Origin of the sequence: Glycomyces sp. NPDC047010, from assembly GCF_040644205.1 — a bacterium.
Lineage (GTDB): Bacteria > Actinomycetota > Actinomycetes > Mycobacteriales > Micromonosporaceae > Glycomyces.
This window is the reverse complement of the sequence record NZ_JBEYVY010000001.1, coordinates 179,028-194,065: the sequence shown is the minus strand read 5'-3', so window position 1 is coordinate 194,065 and position 15,038 is coordinate 179,028. Positions and strand designations below refer to the sequence as shown.

Annotated in this window: 11 protein-coding genes; 3 read left to right on the top strand and 8 right to left on the bottom strand. The window is 67.0% G+C overall.

From position 1 onward, the window contains the following. Nucleotides 1–18 precede the first annotated feature (18 nt). Together AB0A65_RS00890 and AB0A65_RS00885 are read right to left on the bottom strand one after the other, a co-directional pair. Nucleotides 19–3,351, bottom strand: a complete 3,333-nt coding sequence (locus tag AB0A65_RS00890; protein ID WP_359944144.1) for a tetratricopeptide repeat protein — start codon at nt 3,349–3,351, stop codon at nt 19–21. A gap of 15 nt (nt 3,352–3,366) precedes the next feature. Further along, nucleotides 3,367–3,810, bottom strand: a complete 444-nt coding sequence (locus AB0A65_RS00885) for a trypco2 family protein (protein ID WP_359944141.1) — start codon at nt 3,808–3,810, stop codon at nt 3,367–3,369. Between the two features lie 646 nt (nt 3,811–4,456). On the opposite strand from AB0A65_RS00885, the gene AB0A65_RS00880 reads away from it, so the two are divergent. Further along, a complete protein-coding gene (locus AB0A65_RS00880; protein WP_359944138.1) occupies nt 4,457–4,957 on the top strand; it encodes a nuclear transport factor 2 family protein in 501 nt (166 codons plus the stop codon). Between the two features lie 124 nt (nt 4,958–5,081). Here the strand turns inward: AB0A65_RS00880 and AB0A65_RS00875 are convergent, their stop codons facing one another. Both AB0A65_RS00875 and AB0A65_RS00870 read right to left on the bottom strand, forming a co-directional pair. Then, a complete protein-coding gene (locus AB0A65_RS00875) occupies nt 5,082–5,744 on the bottom strand; it encodes a response regulator transcription factor (protein WP_359944135.1) in 663 nt (220 codons plus the stop codon). A gap of 38 nt (nt 5,745–5,782) precedes the next feature. After that, nucleotides 5,783–6,628, bottom strand: a complete 846-nt coding sequence (locus AB0A65_RS00870; RefSeq protein ID WP_359944133.1) for a CPBP family intramembrane glutamic endopeptidase — start codon at nt 6,626–6,628, stop codon at nt 5,783–5,785. Between the two features lie 140 nt (nt 6,629–6,768). Between AB0A65_RS00870 and AB0A65_RS00865 the strand changes: the two genes are divergently transcribed. Next, on the top strand, nt 6,769–8,010 hold the full coding sequence (locus AB0A65_RS00865; protein WP_359944131.1) for a histidine kinase: 1,242 nt from the start codon (nt 6,769–6,771) through the stop codon (nt 8,008–8,010). Nucleotides 8,011–8,536: 526 nt separating this feature from the next. On the opposite strand, the gene AB0A65_RS00860 is transcribed toward AB0A65_RS00865, so the two are convergent. The 4 genes from AB0A65_RS00860 to AB0A65_RS00845 all read right to left on the bottom strand — a co-directional run bounded on the left by AB0A65_RS00860 (nt 8,537) and on the right by AB0A65_RS00845 (nt 11,823). After that, nucleotides 8,537–8,821 carry a hypothetical protein gene (locus AB0A65_RS00860; protein WP_359944129.1) on the bottom strand — a complete coding sequence of 95 codons (285 nt, stop codon included), beginning with the start codon at nt 8,819–8,821 and terminating at the stop codon, nt 8,537–8,539. 64 nt (nt 8,822–8,885) lie between these two features. Next, nucleotides 8,886–10,016 (bottom strand): DUF4034 domain-containing protein, encoded by a 1,131-nt coding sequence (locus AB0A65_RS00855; protein WP_359944126.1) that lies wholly within the window; start codon nt 10,014–10,016, stop codon nt 8,886–8,888. Beyond that, nucleotides 10,001–11,083 carry a M48 family metalloprotease gene (locus tag AB0A65_RS00850; protein ID WP_359944123.1) on the bottom strand — a complete coding sequence of 361 codons (1,083 nt, stop codon included), beginning with the start codon at nt 11,081–11,083 and terminating at the stop codon, nt 10,001–10,003. Before AB0A65_RS00850 ends, AB0A65_RS00855 begins: the two co-directional genes overlap by 16 nt. Nucleotides 11,084–11,187: 104 nt before the next feature. Beyond that, nucleotides 11,188–11,823 carry a hypothetical protein gene (locus AB0A65_RS00845; RefSeq protein WP_359944120.1) on the bottom strand — a complete coding sequence of 212 codons (636 nt, stop codon included), beginning with the start codon at nt 11,821–11,823 and terminating at the stop codon, nt 11,188–11,190. Between the two features lie 131 nt (nt 11,824–11,954). Between AB0A65_RS00845 and AB0A65_RS00840 the strand changes: the two genes are divergently transcribed. Next, nucleotides 11,955–15,035 carry a BTAD domain-containing putative transcriptional regulator gene (locus AB0A65_RS00840; RefSeq protein ID WP_359944117.1) on the top strand — a complete coding sequence of 1,027 codons (3,081 nt, stop codon included), beginning with the start codon at nt 11,955–11,957 and terminating at the stop codon, nt 15,033–15,035. Nucleotides 15,036–15,038 lie beyond the last annotated feature (3 nt).

Sequence of the window (15,038 nt, the reverse complement as noted above, 5' to 3'; positions counted from 1 at the left end):
CGCGACCCACGCCCAAAATTAACTCGATTGCCCATCGCGCTGTTCAATAAAGTGCTCACGAAACATATTTGCAAATCCGATATTGTCATTGAATGACTCATCCGTATGGGATATTTCCGTGGCAATGGCAACCGCTCGGTCAAGATCGATTATTGCGGCATCAACATCCACATTCAGAAATCCTCGAACGAGAGAAGCGTTAACCAGGGTGCCATACAATTCTGGGAGAAACATCGACCTATCGATTTCGATCAAATCATTCGATAGCGAAAGAGCTTCACTTGCATTCCGTAGAGAGTCATCCACTCTTCCGCATTCGGCGTACCATATTGTGATTCGTCTCAACGGTGTCAACAAAACTGGAATATACGCTCTGCGGTTGATCACACAAAGCTCTCGATAGAGATCTATGGATCGTTCAGCGGATTCAAATGCATCGGAATACTCTCCGGCGCCCACCAGATTCTCAGCCAGATTATATAGCGACATTGCAAGATCAGCAAGGTAGCCGATACGATCGTTTGAAACTAGCTCTTCATAAATCGACACTGCAGACCTCATAAGCTCTACTGACTCGTCTACGCGATTCGAGCGAAAAAGCACATTAGCAAGATTATTCATTGTCATGGCGATATCATCTTGATATGAACATTCACTACCCTCAGAAAGCTCAGTGAATAGAGCGAATGCCTGCTCCGCAAGAAGCAAAGCTTCGTCATGCTCCCCAATTTCTCCCAAAGCATTAGACAGGTTGCTTTTCGTCATTGCAAACCCCTCCAAATGGGAGCTTCGATCTAGTTCCACCAATTCTTCGTATAGAGAAACTGCAAGGCGAATTTCGGTAAGCGCCTCAGAATCTCGATTGGTATTATGATAAGCAATTGCGAGGCTGTTGACGGAATTCGCCCACTCCGAGAGATAGTTTTGCCGGTTATCTTCCGCAAGGGCTCTAAAGATCGCAACCGCCTGTTGTGCTGCATCCACAGCAAGGTTGTGCTGTCCGTCGTTTCCCAGCCAACTTGCATGTGATATATGGGCTCTCGCCAGTTCTTCAAGTCCGCCTATTCGTTTCCACATCGTAATTTCTCGACGAGAAAGTATGACGCCAAGACTGGAAAGAGCTGGGTTATTCATAGGCAATCGACAAAGCACCATGATTAGGCCAGCAGCGTTGTCAACTTCGGGATCAGAATCAAGTCCGGCAGAGCTTACGGTCGAAACTATCGCAGCTACAAGTGCAGCTCCATGCTTTTCATTCGCTTCAGGAACTGAAGCATCTATGAATCTGAGCAATGGCGTTTCAAGGATGTTTTGACGATCAATACTGAGCAGAAGCTTTAGATCCTCATTGACAGCCTCATACTCGTCCGCCGCTAGAGTCAGCGATTTCAATAGTTTGGTCAGATATTCAGAATTATGGAGCACGATTGGATGCATGGCTAGATTCGTAATCAAAGATCTGCGATCAGGAACGCTGTACACCAATTGCGCAGCGATTAGGTCAGGTTCGATTGGGGCAAGTTTGGCATTCAAGTAATCCAAATTCAAAAGTCCGACATTGCCCTCATCTGGTTCATTTGGGTACAGCTCATAAATTGCTCGCGCCACACGACGCCGCTCCGCCAATGATGCATCTTGATAACTAATAGTGCATTTCAAAAGTTCAGGTAGATCAGAAAGTGATGGGGCAGTGAGCGCCACCACGCACAACGCATCCATAGCCTCAGTGCGGTCGTAGAAAGCAGGCTGACCTGTCTCGGACCGAAAGCTGACCCAGCGTCGCCCTTCTCTCCAAATGAAATCGGAGAGAAGCTTGGACTGAGCGTCTTCTCTCTCGATTTCTGGCCCGGTGTATCTTTGAGAGTCGTCAAGCCTCCGAATGCTGGCGAGAATGGCCGCGATATGAACAGTCAACGGCCGATCGTAAGTGGCAGAATCGAGATCAAGTTCTGGGATCGGATCAATTGGGGTTCCAAAATGCCTACTAAATGCCTCGAACGCTGCATTGAAGTGCGATCTGCGCGCAATTTCATCAAAAGAATTCGAAGAGATCTGCCGATGGAATATCGGAATAGCTTCTCCATCTTGAATTTTCCCTAGCAAACGAGCAAGCCAATCGTTGTAATTTCGCGAGATTAGGAGTACTCTAATATTTGAGTGTAGACCTCCGTTGGCTTCGATTCGCTTCCATACGGAAAGGAAATTCCCGATCAGTTCAGGTGATTGATCCGCATAGTCGAACACAGAGAACATCGGAATTTGTGGGATAGTTTCAACTCTTGCTCCCTCATAGATTCGATTAAGGTCCATGAACCCAGCTTCTTGCCATTCGGCCGCGTTCTTAAGGCGCTCGCAAACCTCTGCGGCAAGTCTTGACTTACCGGCACCTGCTGGTCCAGTAAGCAACATTACTTCAAATGAGGGGGCTACATTTGACTTGCCTTCCGCCCACTTCAAAATCTCCTTGAGGAGGTGCCTTCTGCTCGAGTCTTCCACGAATTCAACTATCTTATTCTGCTGTTGGATCAATGAGAATAGCGAACTTTGATTGAACGATCGAGTACTCTCTGCTTCAAAAAGTAGTTGATTCTCAGTAAATCTATGTATCGGCAATTTCGCTAGATGTTCTAGCGAACTTGGCTCTGACGAATCCGATCGCCAATCAGATTTAAGTTCGTCCCGGTCTTCCAGGGCCGAAGATTTCTTGATTCTATCGACTCCGGTTCCAAACAATCTTCCTTGGAATCTGCGGTGGATCGAGTTTGCGAGTCCGAGTAGTCGACCTTGGCGATCAATTATCCCCGCACCTGAAATGCCTTTCCATCCCTCCTGTACGGCCGGTTGTGCCGACTCGATGTCAAAAGCTATCAGACCGGATGACTCGCCGCTAATAGGGTTGAGTGTAACTCTAATCTGCTCAACTCCAATGGATTCATTATCTGTGGCGGCGATGGGAAATCCTACGAGTCGACACCCGTGCAATGGTTCGACCCCCAGGTAGGTTGCTCCCACGCAATGACCAAATATTCCGCTCGCTGCAGGGACCGACAGAACTGTGGCGTCGAGCTTTTCGTCATGCCGAAATTGAGATGCTGCTGTAACGGGCCATCCTCTGCCTGCGGCTCCCGCTGGAGCAACTCGCAGGTCTGCAATCGGATGATCGTTTAGGGTCCACCACTCGGAATTGCGAGTATCGTCGTCGGTCAGATTCTTGATAACATGCCGCGCTGTCAGGACTTTCCCCTCACCCAGCAAGAATCCAGTTCCTAGAAGGGCCTCACGGTTGTTGGGCAGTGCAAGGCGTACTTTGACCACGGACCTGAGGCGTGGATCAACTGAGCTGAAATCCATGTCTGATGTCCCGCATCAGCTTCGAAGGCTTGCGGCAGGATCAGATCGCATCTCGTTCCTACCCACCAAGAGCACTTGGCCCTCATCGTCAGATACACCTGATTTCAAGGATGAAGTGGATGGCTCAGGGAGGGAGTCCGGACGAGGAGAGCCGCTAGATGCCGAGCTCTGCTCTGCGGCGGGGACTATCGGGGTGATCTTGAGTGTTAGTCGATGGATGTTGGAATCATTGGCCTTTGCGTTGACCTTCGCCCTTGTCTTGCCCACAACGAGCCATGGCATCTTACTTTCGATCCCGGCTTCAACCTCAAGGGCAGCCTCCGCATCGAAGACCAGTGCGAGCTCAATCTCGATCTCATCGATCCGCAAGGCGAAGATAGGATTACGATCTTGCTGGGACCTCGCGAGCTCGTCACGCAAACTAGCCAGAGCTCGGCGAAGGGGAATATTATCTGTCATGCTATTGCATGGTACTACCCGGCGAGTTGAGCGCGGGTACTCCCCATGGTCACTGTTGAGCTCCATAGGGAGAGCTTGCCTTCGAATTTTCTGCTTACTCCTGCGGAATATTGCTATGACAGTGATAGCAGTGATCCTGCGTAACGATTTTCATACACTGTCGCTTTCAACCTATATTGGTGTTGATGAAACCCTCACCGACTGAGGCGCGTTCTACGACCCGAAACAAAGACGTTTTCGAGCGTCTCGCAAGAGGCGTTTGACACTGGAGAGGCTGATTTCGTAGCGGTCTGCGAGCGCTTGTTGGTGGATTCCGGCTTGGTAATCGGCGACGATCGCTGCTCTTGTCGCTTCGGTCAGACGACGACTCAGAGCCCAGGCGGTGGTCGGGCATGCGGTCGCGGTTGTTGGGTTGGGGTCAGGATTTCGGGTGTGTCGGGACGTCAGGCCGGGAAGTTGGTTTGCATGCTGCTTGAGCTGGGGTGATGGGTTCAAGTAGGTCGTTGCAAGATCCACAGAATCGGATATTGAGCAGGAGAGCGGTCATCGTGTCGATGATCGCTTTTTTGCGTCGATCGCAGCTGATGGGCGGCGCAAGTCCTGGTAGAAGTCCCTTGGGCGCTCAGCCGCGCTGAAGGCGTCCGGGGTGCGGATCGTGTCCGCAGTCGGGGCCGAAGGCGAAATCGCCATGGCCCGCCGCGGCGGCGAGGTGTTCACCGCGCTGCTCGCCTTCCCGCCGACGAATGGACTCCGTGCAACGATCCGGTTCGCCCGGAAGCTGCGTGAGACGATGCACGACGATGGTTTAACCCGCGAAGACTCCCTGGCCGCCGCCGAGACGGAACTGCAACGCGCCCTGTTGGCGGGCGATGTCGTTGCACTGGAGGCATTGCTGCGTCCCGACGTCGTCTACGTCGCTCCCGATGGCGCCGAGTTCGGCAAGTCGCAGGACCTGGAGCCGCACGCCTCCGGGCAGCTTCGACTGACGAGCCTGGAGCGACTCCAGAGCACCGCTCGCCAGTTCGGCCCGACGGGGGTCACCCGGGCACGGGTCAGGATCGCCGGCCTTGCGGTCGGCGAGCCGTTCGAAGCAGAGACGATCTCTACACGCGCACCTGACTGTTCCAGCATGGCAGGTGGCAAGTGATCCAAGTACAGGGCGAGAGCCTGCCGCGCGAGCCATGAACCCGCCGGCATCGCGACGAGGCCCAAGCCCCGCGCTTCTGTGTACGGCTTCGGTCCCGGAGCAGATGCGCCGGGTCGTTTTTCGGTCAGGGGGTTTTCGGGCGGATGAAGCCTGATTCGTAGGCCATGATCACCGCTTCGGTGCGGTTGCCCGCGCCCAGTTTGGTGAGGACGTTTTTGACGTGGGTCTTGACGGTCTCCAGACCCAGGTAGAGGCGAGTGGCGATGTCGCGGTTCGACAGGCCTTGCGCGATCAGGCGGAGCACCTCGGCCTCGCGCGGGGTCAGGGCGATCGGGCCGTGGGCGTTGCCCGGCGGGCGGGCGACGATGGCCGCCAGGGAGCGGATCGCCTCGGGGAACAGCAATGCGTCGCCCTGGGCCACGACACGGATCGCATCGGCGATCCGTGTGATGTCGCTGCGCTTGAGAAGGAATCCGTTCGCGCCGGCCCGCAGTGCCGCGTAGACGTACTCGTCATTCTCGAACGTGGTGATCACGATGACCTTCGGCGGCTCGGGCACCGTCTCGCGCAGCAGCCGGGTCGCCTCGATGCCGTCCATGCCCGGCATGCGCACGTCCATGAGCACCACGTCGGGGCGCGAACGCCGCACCAGCGTCAGCACCTCGGACCCGTTGGACGCCTCGGCCACGGGCTCGACGCCCGGCTGCGCCGACAGGAGCGTCCGCAGACCGGTGCGCACGATCGGGTCGTCGTCGGCGATGAGCACGGAGACGGGAGCGGAGGTCACGGCTCGATGATGCCACCCCGCCCCCGCCCCGGTCCGGCTCAGACCAGTGCCGATTCGCGCTCCCGATCAACTCGCGGCTGTTCCGAGGCGAGCCGCCCGCTCAGGACGATCCACAGCGCCACCACGACCATCGGGACGGTCCCCAGCAGCATCCCCACGCCTCGCGTGTCGTCGCCGAAGGCGGTGCCGATGAGCAGGAACAGCACCATGTTGTTCCCCGCATGGGCCAAGCTCGCGGCCCACACTGATCCGGTGCGCATCCGCAGCCACGACAGGATGATCTCCTGGAACACGAACGACACCGTCCAGATCGCCAGGCCCGCAACCACATTGTCGAAGATCACGTAGCCGAGGAACGCGAGCGGGTAGTGCCACACGGCCCAGATCAGCCCGGTCAGCAACGTGGAGAGCACCGGCCGCTCGGGCACCAGACGCAGCCGCAGATAACTCGTCCACCCGAACTCCTCACCCCAATAGGCCGGCGTCAGCACGACCACCACCAGCATGAGCAGCCCGATCGAAGCCCACACAGGCAGGCCGGGGACCAGTACGAACACCCCAGTGTCGAACTCCCACAGACCGAGCGCCACGGCCAGAGCGAGCGCGACCGCCGCGAACACGAGCGGACCGAGCCACGCGGCCGCGTAGAGGCCGAGGTTGCCCCGTATCCGCAGACGCAGGCCCGCATCAGCGAAGCCCTCCTTCGTGACCCATTTGCGGACCGCGAACGCCGCGACCGCGGGGGTGAACGCGACGGTGGCGAGCTGCACCACCGGATTGACAAGCGACAGGTCGAACACCAGCACCGCCGTGAACATCCCTCCCCCCGCCAGCCCGAAGGCCAGGAGGAGGAAGGCGATCAGGCCCTTTGTTCTTGGCTTCATGGGAAACGGTCCTTTCGAGAAGACGATGTCGCCGGCAACCCTCGCCGCCCGAGGAGGTCTCTGCCTCCCTGGAAAGCGGGAACCTGCACTCCCCCATCGGAGGGAGACGCACCGCCCGCGCGAGTGCCAGACTCGCCTTCATGCGACGACTTACCCGGGCCCTGCCCCTCCGCGCCGCCTGCCACGGCTGGGCGCACGCCCTCCTCGGCGCACTGGCGGGAATGTCGGCCACCGCGGTCGCGACCGCCGTACTGGCACTGGCGTGGCCGCACACGCCTGCACCCGTGTTCGCGCTCGCCGCGTTCGCGGCCGTGGCACTGCTCGGCGTGCCTCGCGCAGGCAGGAGCGTGAGCGTCCGGAGCGCCAACGCGCTCTTGAGAACCGCGCTGCCCAGGCCGGAGACGCCGCGGCGGTTCGCGACGGCCGTGTGGGCCGTGGCCTGGACGCTCTGGGGCGGGGCGCTCATGACCGCGACGCTGCTGGCCGGCGTGGCCCTGGTCCTGCCGCTGGTGTGGCTGGCCGGTGGCGGCGGTGTCACGATCGTGGTCGACGCCAGGGTCTCGGGCGGCCCGGATGGGGCCTGGACGCTCTTCGTGGCAGTGCTCGGCGTGGTCGCGCTGGTCGCGGCGAGCGCCGGTGGTGCGCGGCTGCTGGGCCGACTGGCGGTGGCACTGCTCGGCCCGAGCCTGGCCGAAAGGCTCGCGGCCGCCGAGGTCGAGGCCGACCGCGCCGCGGTCCGCAACCGGCTCGCCCGGGATCTGCACGATTCGATCGGCCATGCGTTGACCTCGTTCACTTTTCAAGCGGCCGTGGCGAATCAGGTCTTCGACTCAGACCCCGAGGCAGCTCGGAGGGCGATGTCCTCGATCGAGGGCGGCTCCCGTGCGGCGCTGGACGACCTCGACCGGGCGCTCGGGGTGCTGCGGGAGGAGCCCGAGCCCGCGACCGCGCGTCCGACGCTCGCGGACCTCGCCGAACTGGTCGGACGAGTCGTCCAGGGCGGCAACGAAGTCGACGTCGCGATCGACGGCGACCTGGACGCGGTGACCCCGGCGGTCTCCCGCGAGGCCTTCCGGATCGTGCAGGAGGGCCTCACCAACGCGCTGCGGCACGCGCCGGGCGCGCGGGTGGAACTCAAGGTGACCGTCTACGGATCGGAGCTGATCCTCCACGTGGGCAACGAGATCGCGGCGGCATCCCAAGAAGGCGGCCGCGGTCGCGGCCTCATCGGCGCCACCGAGCGGGTTCGGCTGCTGGGGGGCACGGCCTCGGCCGGGCCGGAGGACCCGAACCGGTGGGTGCTGCGAGCGACGTTGCCGCTCAAGGTCAGTCAGTCCGAGGCAGACCGCGATCGGGATGCCGGTTCGCGTCCGCGCCGGTAGCCTGCACCGCCCCACTCGCGGCATCGACGTCCGGGCCCGGCAGATCCTCCATGACGAGACCCCTCCAGGTCAGGGCGCGGGCCTGGTCGAGCAGGGTCGGGATCGTCTCGACCGTCGAGGCCCGGGCCCCGGCTTGTCGCCAGGTCTTGGACAGCCGGTGCACGGTCGGCCAGGACCGTGGCGTTCGGGTTCCGGGACCCGTCGGCGCAGTCGCTTCCATTGTCTGTCGGTCGGATCTCCGCGGTCGGCTTCATGTCGGGCGCCAAACTTTGAAAGCAATTGGGGATGGAGGGGCGGATTCGTGCGGTCGGGAATGCTCGCGTAGTTCTGACGCTGCTAGGACGAGGGACCTGGATACTGCTGGGATGCGTTGCCCGGCCTCCGGCTCTGGCTCGACATCCGCGAGTACGACGTGCCCAGCGAGTCGGTCAAGGCCGCTGAGCGCGACTTCCGCAGTCGAGCCCTCTCGGTGGTCGAGGGCTGTCGAACCTGTACGACCGCGTGGCATAGCCGATAGCCTCGCAGGTTAGCGGGATGCACGGACCAAGCGTTTGATGCTGGAGAGGCTGACTTCGTACCGGTCGGCGAGCACTTGTTGGCGGACGCCTTCTTGGCATGCGGTCACGATGGCGCCCCTGACTTCCTCGGACAGACGGCGGTTCAGTGCCCAGGCTTTGCCGGTGTTCTGGGGTGCTCGTGCGGGGTCAGGATTCGCGGCGGGATGGGTGAGCAGGTCGGGCAGCTGGTTTGCGCGGGCGTTGAACTGCGGTGATGGGTTCAAGTAGGCCGTTGCAAGCTCCACAGAAGACAAGGCCGGGACGCGAAAGCGTCCCGGCCTTTGTCGTGTCCAGGGCCCGGTCGTGCCCGGGGACAGGTCAGGCGGCGGCGCAGGCTCTGCGGCGGAAGGCGTCGAAGACCGTGCGGGCGTCGGGGCCGAAGTCCTGCCAGGGGCGGGCGGAGGCGTCGGTGGCGAGCTGGGTGAAGAGGGGGATCGCCTCGGCGCCGCGGCCGGAGTTGACGAGGCCGTAGGCGGCCCAGCCGCGGTCGGCGTTGGCGTAGGGGCCGGTGGCGCCCTCGCGGGTGGCGAGGTGGCGCAGGACCGCGTCGAGGGCGCGCTGGACGCGGGCGTCCTTCCACACGTGCTCGTCGACGTCCTCGTAGTCGTAGGCCGCCGCCACCGTGAGGAACGCGAGGGACGGGTGCGCGGCGGCGGCGCGCTCGGCGAACGCGAACAGCGGGTCGTAGGAGCCGTTCCCCTCGGGGGACCAGTACATGAGCGCGAACTCGTGCCCAGCGCGGTGGAGCGGGTCGCGGGCCTGGAGCTCGGCCCAGATCCCGTTGAACGCGCCGGCGTCGTAGCCGCGGGCCCGGGCGAGGACCACGAGCGTGAACCACGGGGTCGGGTCCTCGGGCGCGGCCTGCACCGCGTGCTGCGCGGCGGCCTCGGTGCGCGCGACCGTCCGGTAGAACGCGTCGTGCTGGTCGGGAGCCGTCTCCTCCGGGGGCAGGTTGCCGCGCAGTTTCCATGCGAGCCAGAACATCCCGTGCGCGTCGAGGACCGCGAGGTGGCGTTCCTCGCCGCCCGCGGCGCGCCACGCCTGGAGCCACGTGCCGTCGTCTGCCGCGGCCTCGCCGAGGGCGTGGACGGCGGCGGCGCGCATCGGCCAGTCGCCGTAGGAGCGGTGCAGCAGGTCGGCGGCGGGCCGCCAGTCCCCGGCGCGCGCGGCCGCGACGGCGGCGGCGATCGCGGGGACCGCGGCGCCCACTTCGGTGCTGAGCGCGGCCATCGGCGGCATCCCCCACCCGGTGACGTCCACGGGCGGGACGTCGGGCAGGCCCGGGATGACGTCGGCGGGGTTGACCGTCGGGTCGGTCGCCTGGATGAGCGCGATGATCTCCGACTGGGACACGGTTTCCATGTACGCCGACAGGGACTGGCCGCGCCGCTTCGCCTCCTTCCGCATGGCCATCAGCACGCGGGTCTTGGCCTTCAGGAGCAGTGCCACGTTGTGTTCGCCTTTCCAGTGGTCGTGGTGAGCAGTGCGCGCAGGGGCGCGGTGTCGGGGCGGTCGGCGACCGCGGCGTCGAGGGCTTCTGCGGACGCGTCGGGGAGCGCCGGTTCCAGGCCGCCGCGGACGTAGAGGCGGGCGCGCTCGCGGCGCACCCGGACCGGGTCGCCCGGTCGGTCCGGGGCGAGGTCGAGCAGCAATCCCTGGTCGAGCGCGTCGAGGAGCACCGGGAGGGACGGCTCGCGGCCGGTGGCGCGGGCCGCGCTCGCGAGCAGCGCATCGGTGTACGGGGGAGGCGCGGCCTCGCTGAGTACGGTGTCGAACAGCAGGTCCGGGTCGTCGAGCAGTCCTGCCGCGGGCCCTGTGGGGACCGGGACGGTCCCGCGGGCGTTGAGGGCCGCGACCGACGCGATGCGCTCGGCCGTGGGCGGATGCGTGTCGAACGGGCCCGCCGGGGACGCGTCGAGCGGGCCGAGCACCCAGAGCGCGTTCACCGTCGCCGCCGAGCCGACGGCCAGCGCCGCCGCCCGGTCCGCGGCCTCCTCCTGGCGGCGCGCGAGCCCCGCGGAGGCGCGCAGCACGAAGCGCCCGTAGTGGTCAAGCGCGAAGTGGAGGCCCCGCTGGAGGAGGTCGTCCCGGTTCAGCGCGTCGAGGGTCCGCACATAGGAGCGGCGGGAGCGGTGGACGGCCCCGGCGAACCGGGTGTCGCTGTGCGCGTAGTGGGCGAGCTCGTGGGTGAGGACCGCGGCGAGCTGCGCGGCCGTCATCGCGGCGACGAGCGGCGCGCCGACGCACATGGTCCGATGCGTCCGGAACCGGCGGACGTCCTCCCCGACGGAGGCGTTCGCGTCCCCGGTCAGGCGGATCTCGTCGGGCGGGCCGGTCCCGGCGGCCGCGGCGAGCGCGCGCACCAGCGCCCACAGTCGCGGCTGGGCGCGTTCGTCCACGACGGTGCCGTCCTGCGGGGCGCGGTCGGCGGCGGCGAGCGCCCACAGGCCGTACCCGAGGGCCGCGAGGACCGGGAGCAGGCCGACGGCGATCTTCGCGCCTCCCCACGGGGACACGGTGAACGCGTACGCGACGGCGGCGAGGAGGCCGGCCCCGGCCGCGAGGATCAGCGCGGGGACGGCCCCCGTCAGCGCGGCCCACCACAGGGCCCGGAGCGCGGTCAGCGCCTGCCCTTCTTCCGCTCGTCCATGCGCGCGGCCATCTCCCGGATCTTTCGCAGCTCCTCGTCGAGTTCGGCCGCCGCGGCCGGGTCGGCGAGCTCCCACAGCCCGGTCAGCTCGTCGTCGGAGGCGCTGCGGTCCGTGGCGCCGATCTCGGCGGCGTCCCACGCGAGCAGGTGCACCCGCCGCTCCAGCGACGGGTCCTTCGCGAGGATCGCCTCGACCCGCTCGGCGACGCCGCCGCCCTGCCGGGCGAGCGCCGCGACGTCCCGTCGCGCCTGCTCGACGGACTTCCCGGCGCCGAGCCGGGCCTGGAGGTGCGCGGCCCCCGTGAGGACCCCGCCGGTGACCACCGCGACGGTGATCCCCCCGAAGAACCCGTAGACGAGGTTCATGACCAGGCCGTTGGCGCCGAACAGCGCGAGCACGACCGCCGTCGCGACCATGCACACGAGGTACCACCAGTACCCGACCCGTTCCAGGACCCGGAACCACGCGGGCTTGCGCCCGGGGAACCCGTCGAGGGCCGCCTCCAGCCGTTTCACCGCCTCGCCGACGCCGGACGCCGCATCGGGCGCGGTGATGATCACGTGCTCGGACCCGCTCCTGCGGACCAGCCAGCCCACCTCTGCCACGGCCCCTCCTCGCTCGCCACGGGACCCAGTGCCCCGGCGGTCGCGGCCATCCTCCCCGGGGCCGCTTACAGCGGACTTACACCGCGGCGGCTAGCCTGGGCCCGGACGGTTCGACGAGGTCGGTGAAGCGAGTGCAGGCAGACACGGAGGCGCTCCGGTTCGGCGTCCTCGGGCCCCTGGAGGTGACCCGCGGCGGGCCCCTGCCGCTGCGCGGCCCGCTCCAGCGGCGGCTGCTCGCGGCGCTCCTCACCGGCGAGGGACGGCCCGTCCCGGTCGAGGCCCTCACCGAGGCGATGTGGGACGCCCGCCCGCCGCGCGACGCCCGCAACGCCTTCCTCGTGTGCCTCCACCGCCTCCGCCGCACCCTCGGCGAACCCGAGCGGATCGCCTTGGGCCCCGGCGGGTACCGCATCGGCGTGAGCGCCGCGGACTTCGACGCCGCCGCGTTCGCCGCCCGCACCGCCGCCGCCCGCCGCGAACGCGCCGCCGGACGCCTCGAAGCCGCCGCCGACCGGTACGCCGACGCCGCGGCCCTGTGGCGCGGCGACCCCTACGCCGGGCTCGCCGACACCGGCCCCCTCCGCGACGCCGCCGACCGGCTCGACGAGGACCGGCTCCTCGCCCGCCAGGAGCACCTGGAGATCCGCCTCGACCTCGGCGACCACGAGGCCGCCGCCGAACTCGCCGACCTCGCCCGCGCCCACCCGTTCCGCGAGCGCCTCACCGCCCTGCGCATGCTCGCCCTCCACCGCGCCGGGCGCCGCGCCGAATCCCTCCAGGTCTACCGGGAGGCCCGCGCCGCCCTCGGCGACGGCCTCGGCATCGACCCCGGGCCGCCCCTCCAGCGCCTCCACGAAGCCGTGCTCCGCGACGACGACCGCCTCGGCGGCCTCGCCGCCGCCTCCGTCGACGGCACCTGGACCCCCATGGCCCGCAAGCGGACCGAGCCCCGCACCGTCCCGCGCGAACTGCCCGCCGAGGCCGCCGGGTTCACCGGCCGCGCCGCCGAACTGCGCGACCTCGACGCCGCCCGCACCGGCAGCGACGCCGACGGCATCCCGCCCGCGCCCCTCATCGTCATCACCGGCATGGGCGGCGTCGGCAAGACCGCGACCGCCGTCCACTGGGCCCGCCGCATCGCCGCCGACTACCCCGACGGCCAGCTCCACCTCAACCTCCGCGGCCGCACCGCCCTCCCGCCGCTCACCCCCGCCGAAGCCGTCGCCGCCCTCCTGCGCTCCCTCGGCCACGCCGGCGACCAGGTCCCCGCCGACCCCGACGAAGCCGCCGCGCGCCTGCGCACCGCCACCGCCGGACGGCGCCTCCTCGTGCTCCTCGACGACGCCGAATCGGCCGCCCAGATCATCCCGCTCCTGCCCGCCGGGCCGGGCTCCCTCACCGTCGCCACCAGCCGCGACCGCCTCTCCGACCTCGCCCCCCACGGCGCCCACCGCCTCGACCTCGCACCCCTCGCCCCCGCCGACGCCACCGCACTCCTCAAGGCCCTCATGCGCATCCCCCGCACCGAGGACCGGCCCGACCTCGCCGACCTCGCCCGCGCCGCCGGATACCTGCCGCTCGCCCTGCGCCTCGCCGCCGCCGACCCCGGCCGCCCTGGCGCCCTCGCCGAAGGCGTCGCCGCCGTCTTCGACCGCTCCTACCGGGCCCTCCCCGAAGACGCCCGCCGCGTCCTGCGCCTCCTCGCCCCCGTCCCCGTCAGGTCCCTCTCCACCGCGGCCGCAGGCGTCCTCGCCGGACTCGACCCCGCCGCCGCCGACCTCGCCGTCGAACGACTCGTCCACGCCCACATGGCGAACCGCGACGCCCGCGGCCGACTCGTCCTCCACGACCTCATCCGCGACCACGCCAGCGGACTCGCCGACCCGACCGAACGCGCCGCCGCCCTCGACCGCCTCCACCACTGGTACCTCGACCGCGCCGACGCCGCCTGCCGCACCCGACACCCCGGCTACGCCCGCCTCCCCGGACCCGCCCGCACCGCCCCCGACACCCCCGAGCAGGCCGCCCGCTGGCTCGACGACGAACGCGACGAACTCGTCGCCGTCGCCCGCACCGCCACCGGCGAGACCGCCTGGCGCCTCGCCGACATCCTCCGCGGCCACGCCTGGACCGCACTCGCCACTGCCGACTTCCTCGCCCTCGGCCAAGCCGCCCTCCACCACGCCGACGGCAGCCTCCCCGGCGAAGCCGCCGCCGAACTGTGCATGTCCACCGCCTACGTCAAGTCCCGCGACTTCACCGACGCCGCCCGCCACGCTGAACGCGCCGCCGACCGGGCCCACCGCCTCGGCTGGGACTTCGGCGAAGCCTCCGCCCGCCACAACCTCGCCCTCGCCACCTGGAACCTCGGCCGCCCCGGCACCGCACGCCGCCACGGCGAAGCGGCTCTCGCCATGAACCGTGCCGCGGGCCGCACCCGCGCCGCCAGCGTCAACCTCGGCGCCCTTGCCGTCATCGCCGGCGACCTCGGCGAGCCCCGTACCGAGCACCGGCTCCTCACCGAGGCCCTCGCCCTCGCCGAGACCGCCGACGACACCGCGCTGGCCGCCTCCCACCTGCGCGGCCTCGCGGCCGTGTCGATCGCCCTCGGCGACGTGCCCGCCGCCGCCCGCGCCCTCGACCGGGTCACCGCGCTCGAAGTCGGCGCGGGGGAGCGGGAGCTCGGCGCCTCGACCGCCGCGTTCCTCGCGGACCTGTGCGCCGCGCAGGGCCGCCACGGCGACGCGCTCGCCTACGCCGACATGGTGGTCCGCCAGGCGGACCTGCGCGGCGACCGCGCCAGCAAGGCCATCGGGCTCGCCGCGGCCGCCGCCGCGCTCAACGGGGCCGGGCGCCACGAGGAGGCCGTGGCCGCCGCCGCGCAGGTCCTCGGCCTCGTCCACGGCGAACTCGCGTCCACCCGGATCAGGGCCCTCGTCGAGCGGTCCGCCGCGCGGATCGCCGTCGGCGCGGCCGACGCCGCCGAAGCCGACGCGGCCCAGCTCCTCGCGCTCGCTGCGGACGGCGGGTACCGGACCGCGGAGGCCATGGCGCGCAACCTGACCGCAGAAGTGAAGCTCCTCCGCGGCGACGCCGAGGGCGCCCGGGTCCTGGCCGGGTCCGCCCTCACCGCGCACCGCGCCGCCGGGCACCGCGTCGGGGAGGAGTGGTCGCTGCGTGTCCTCGGAGCGGCCGTTTCCGCCGCCGAGTGAGTG

Bases quoted from the DNA above. Each gene is read 5' to 3' on its own strand.
- AB0A65_RS00890 (WP_359944144.1), bottom strand. From the start codon at position 3,351: ATGGATTTCAGCTCAGTTGATCCACGCCTCAGGTCCGTGGTCAAAGTA.
- AB0A65_RS00885 (WP_359944141.1), bottom strand. From the start codon at position 3,810: ATGACAGATAATATTCCCCTTCGCCGAGCTCTGGCTAGTTTGCGTGAC.
- AB0A65_RS00870 (WP_359944133.1), bottom strand. From the start codon at position 6,628: ATGAAGCCAAGAACAAAGGGCCTGATCGCCTTCCTCCTCCTGGCCTTC.
- AB0A65_RS00865 (WP_359944131.1), top strand. From the start codon at position 6,769: ATGCGACGACTTACCCGGGCCCTGCCCCTCCGCGCCGCCTGCCACGGC.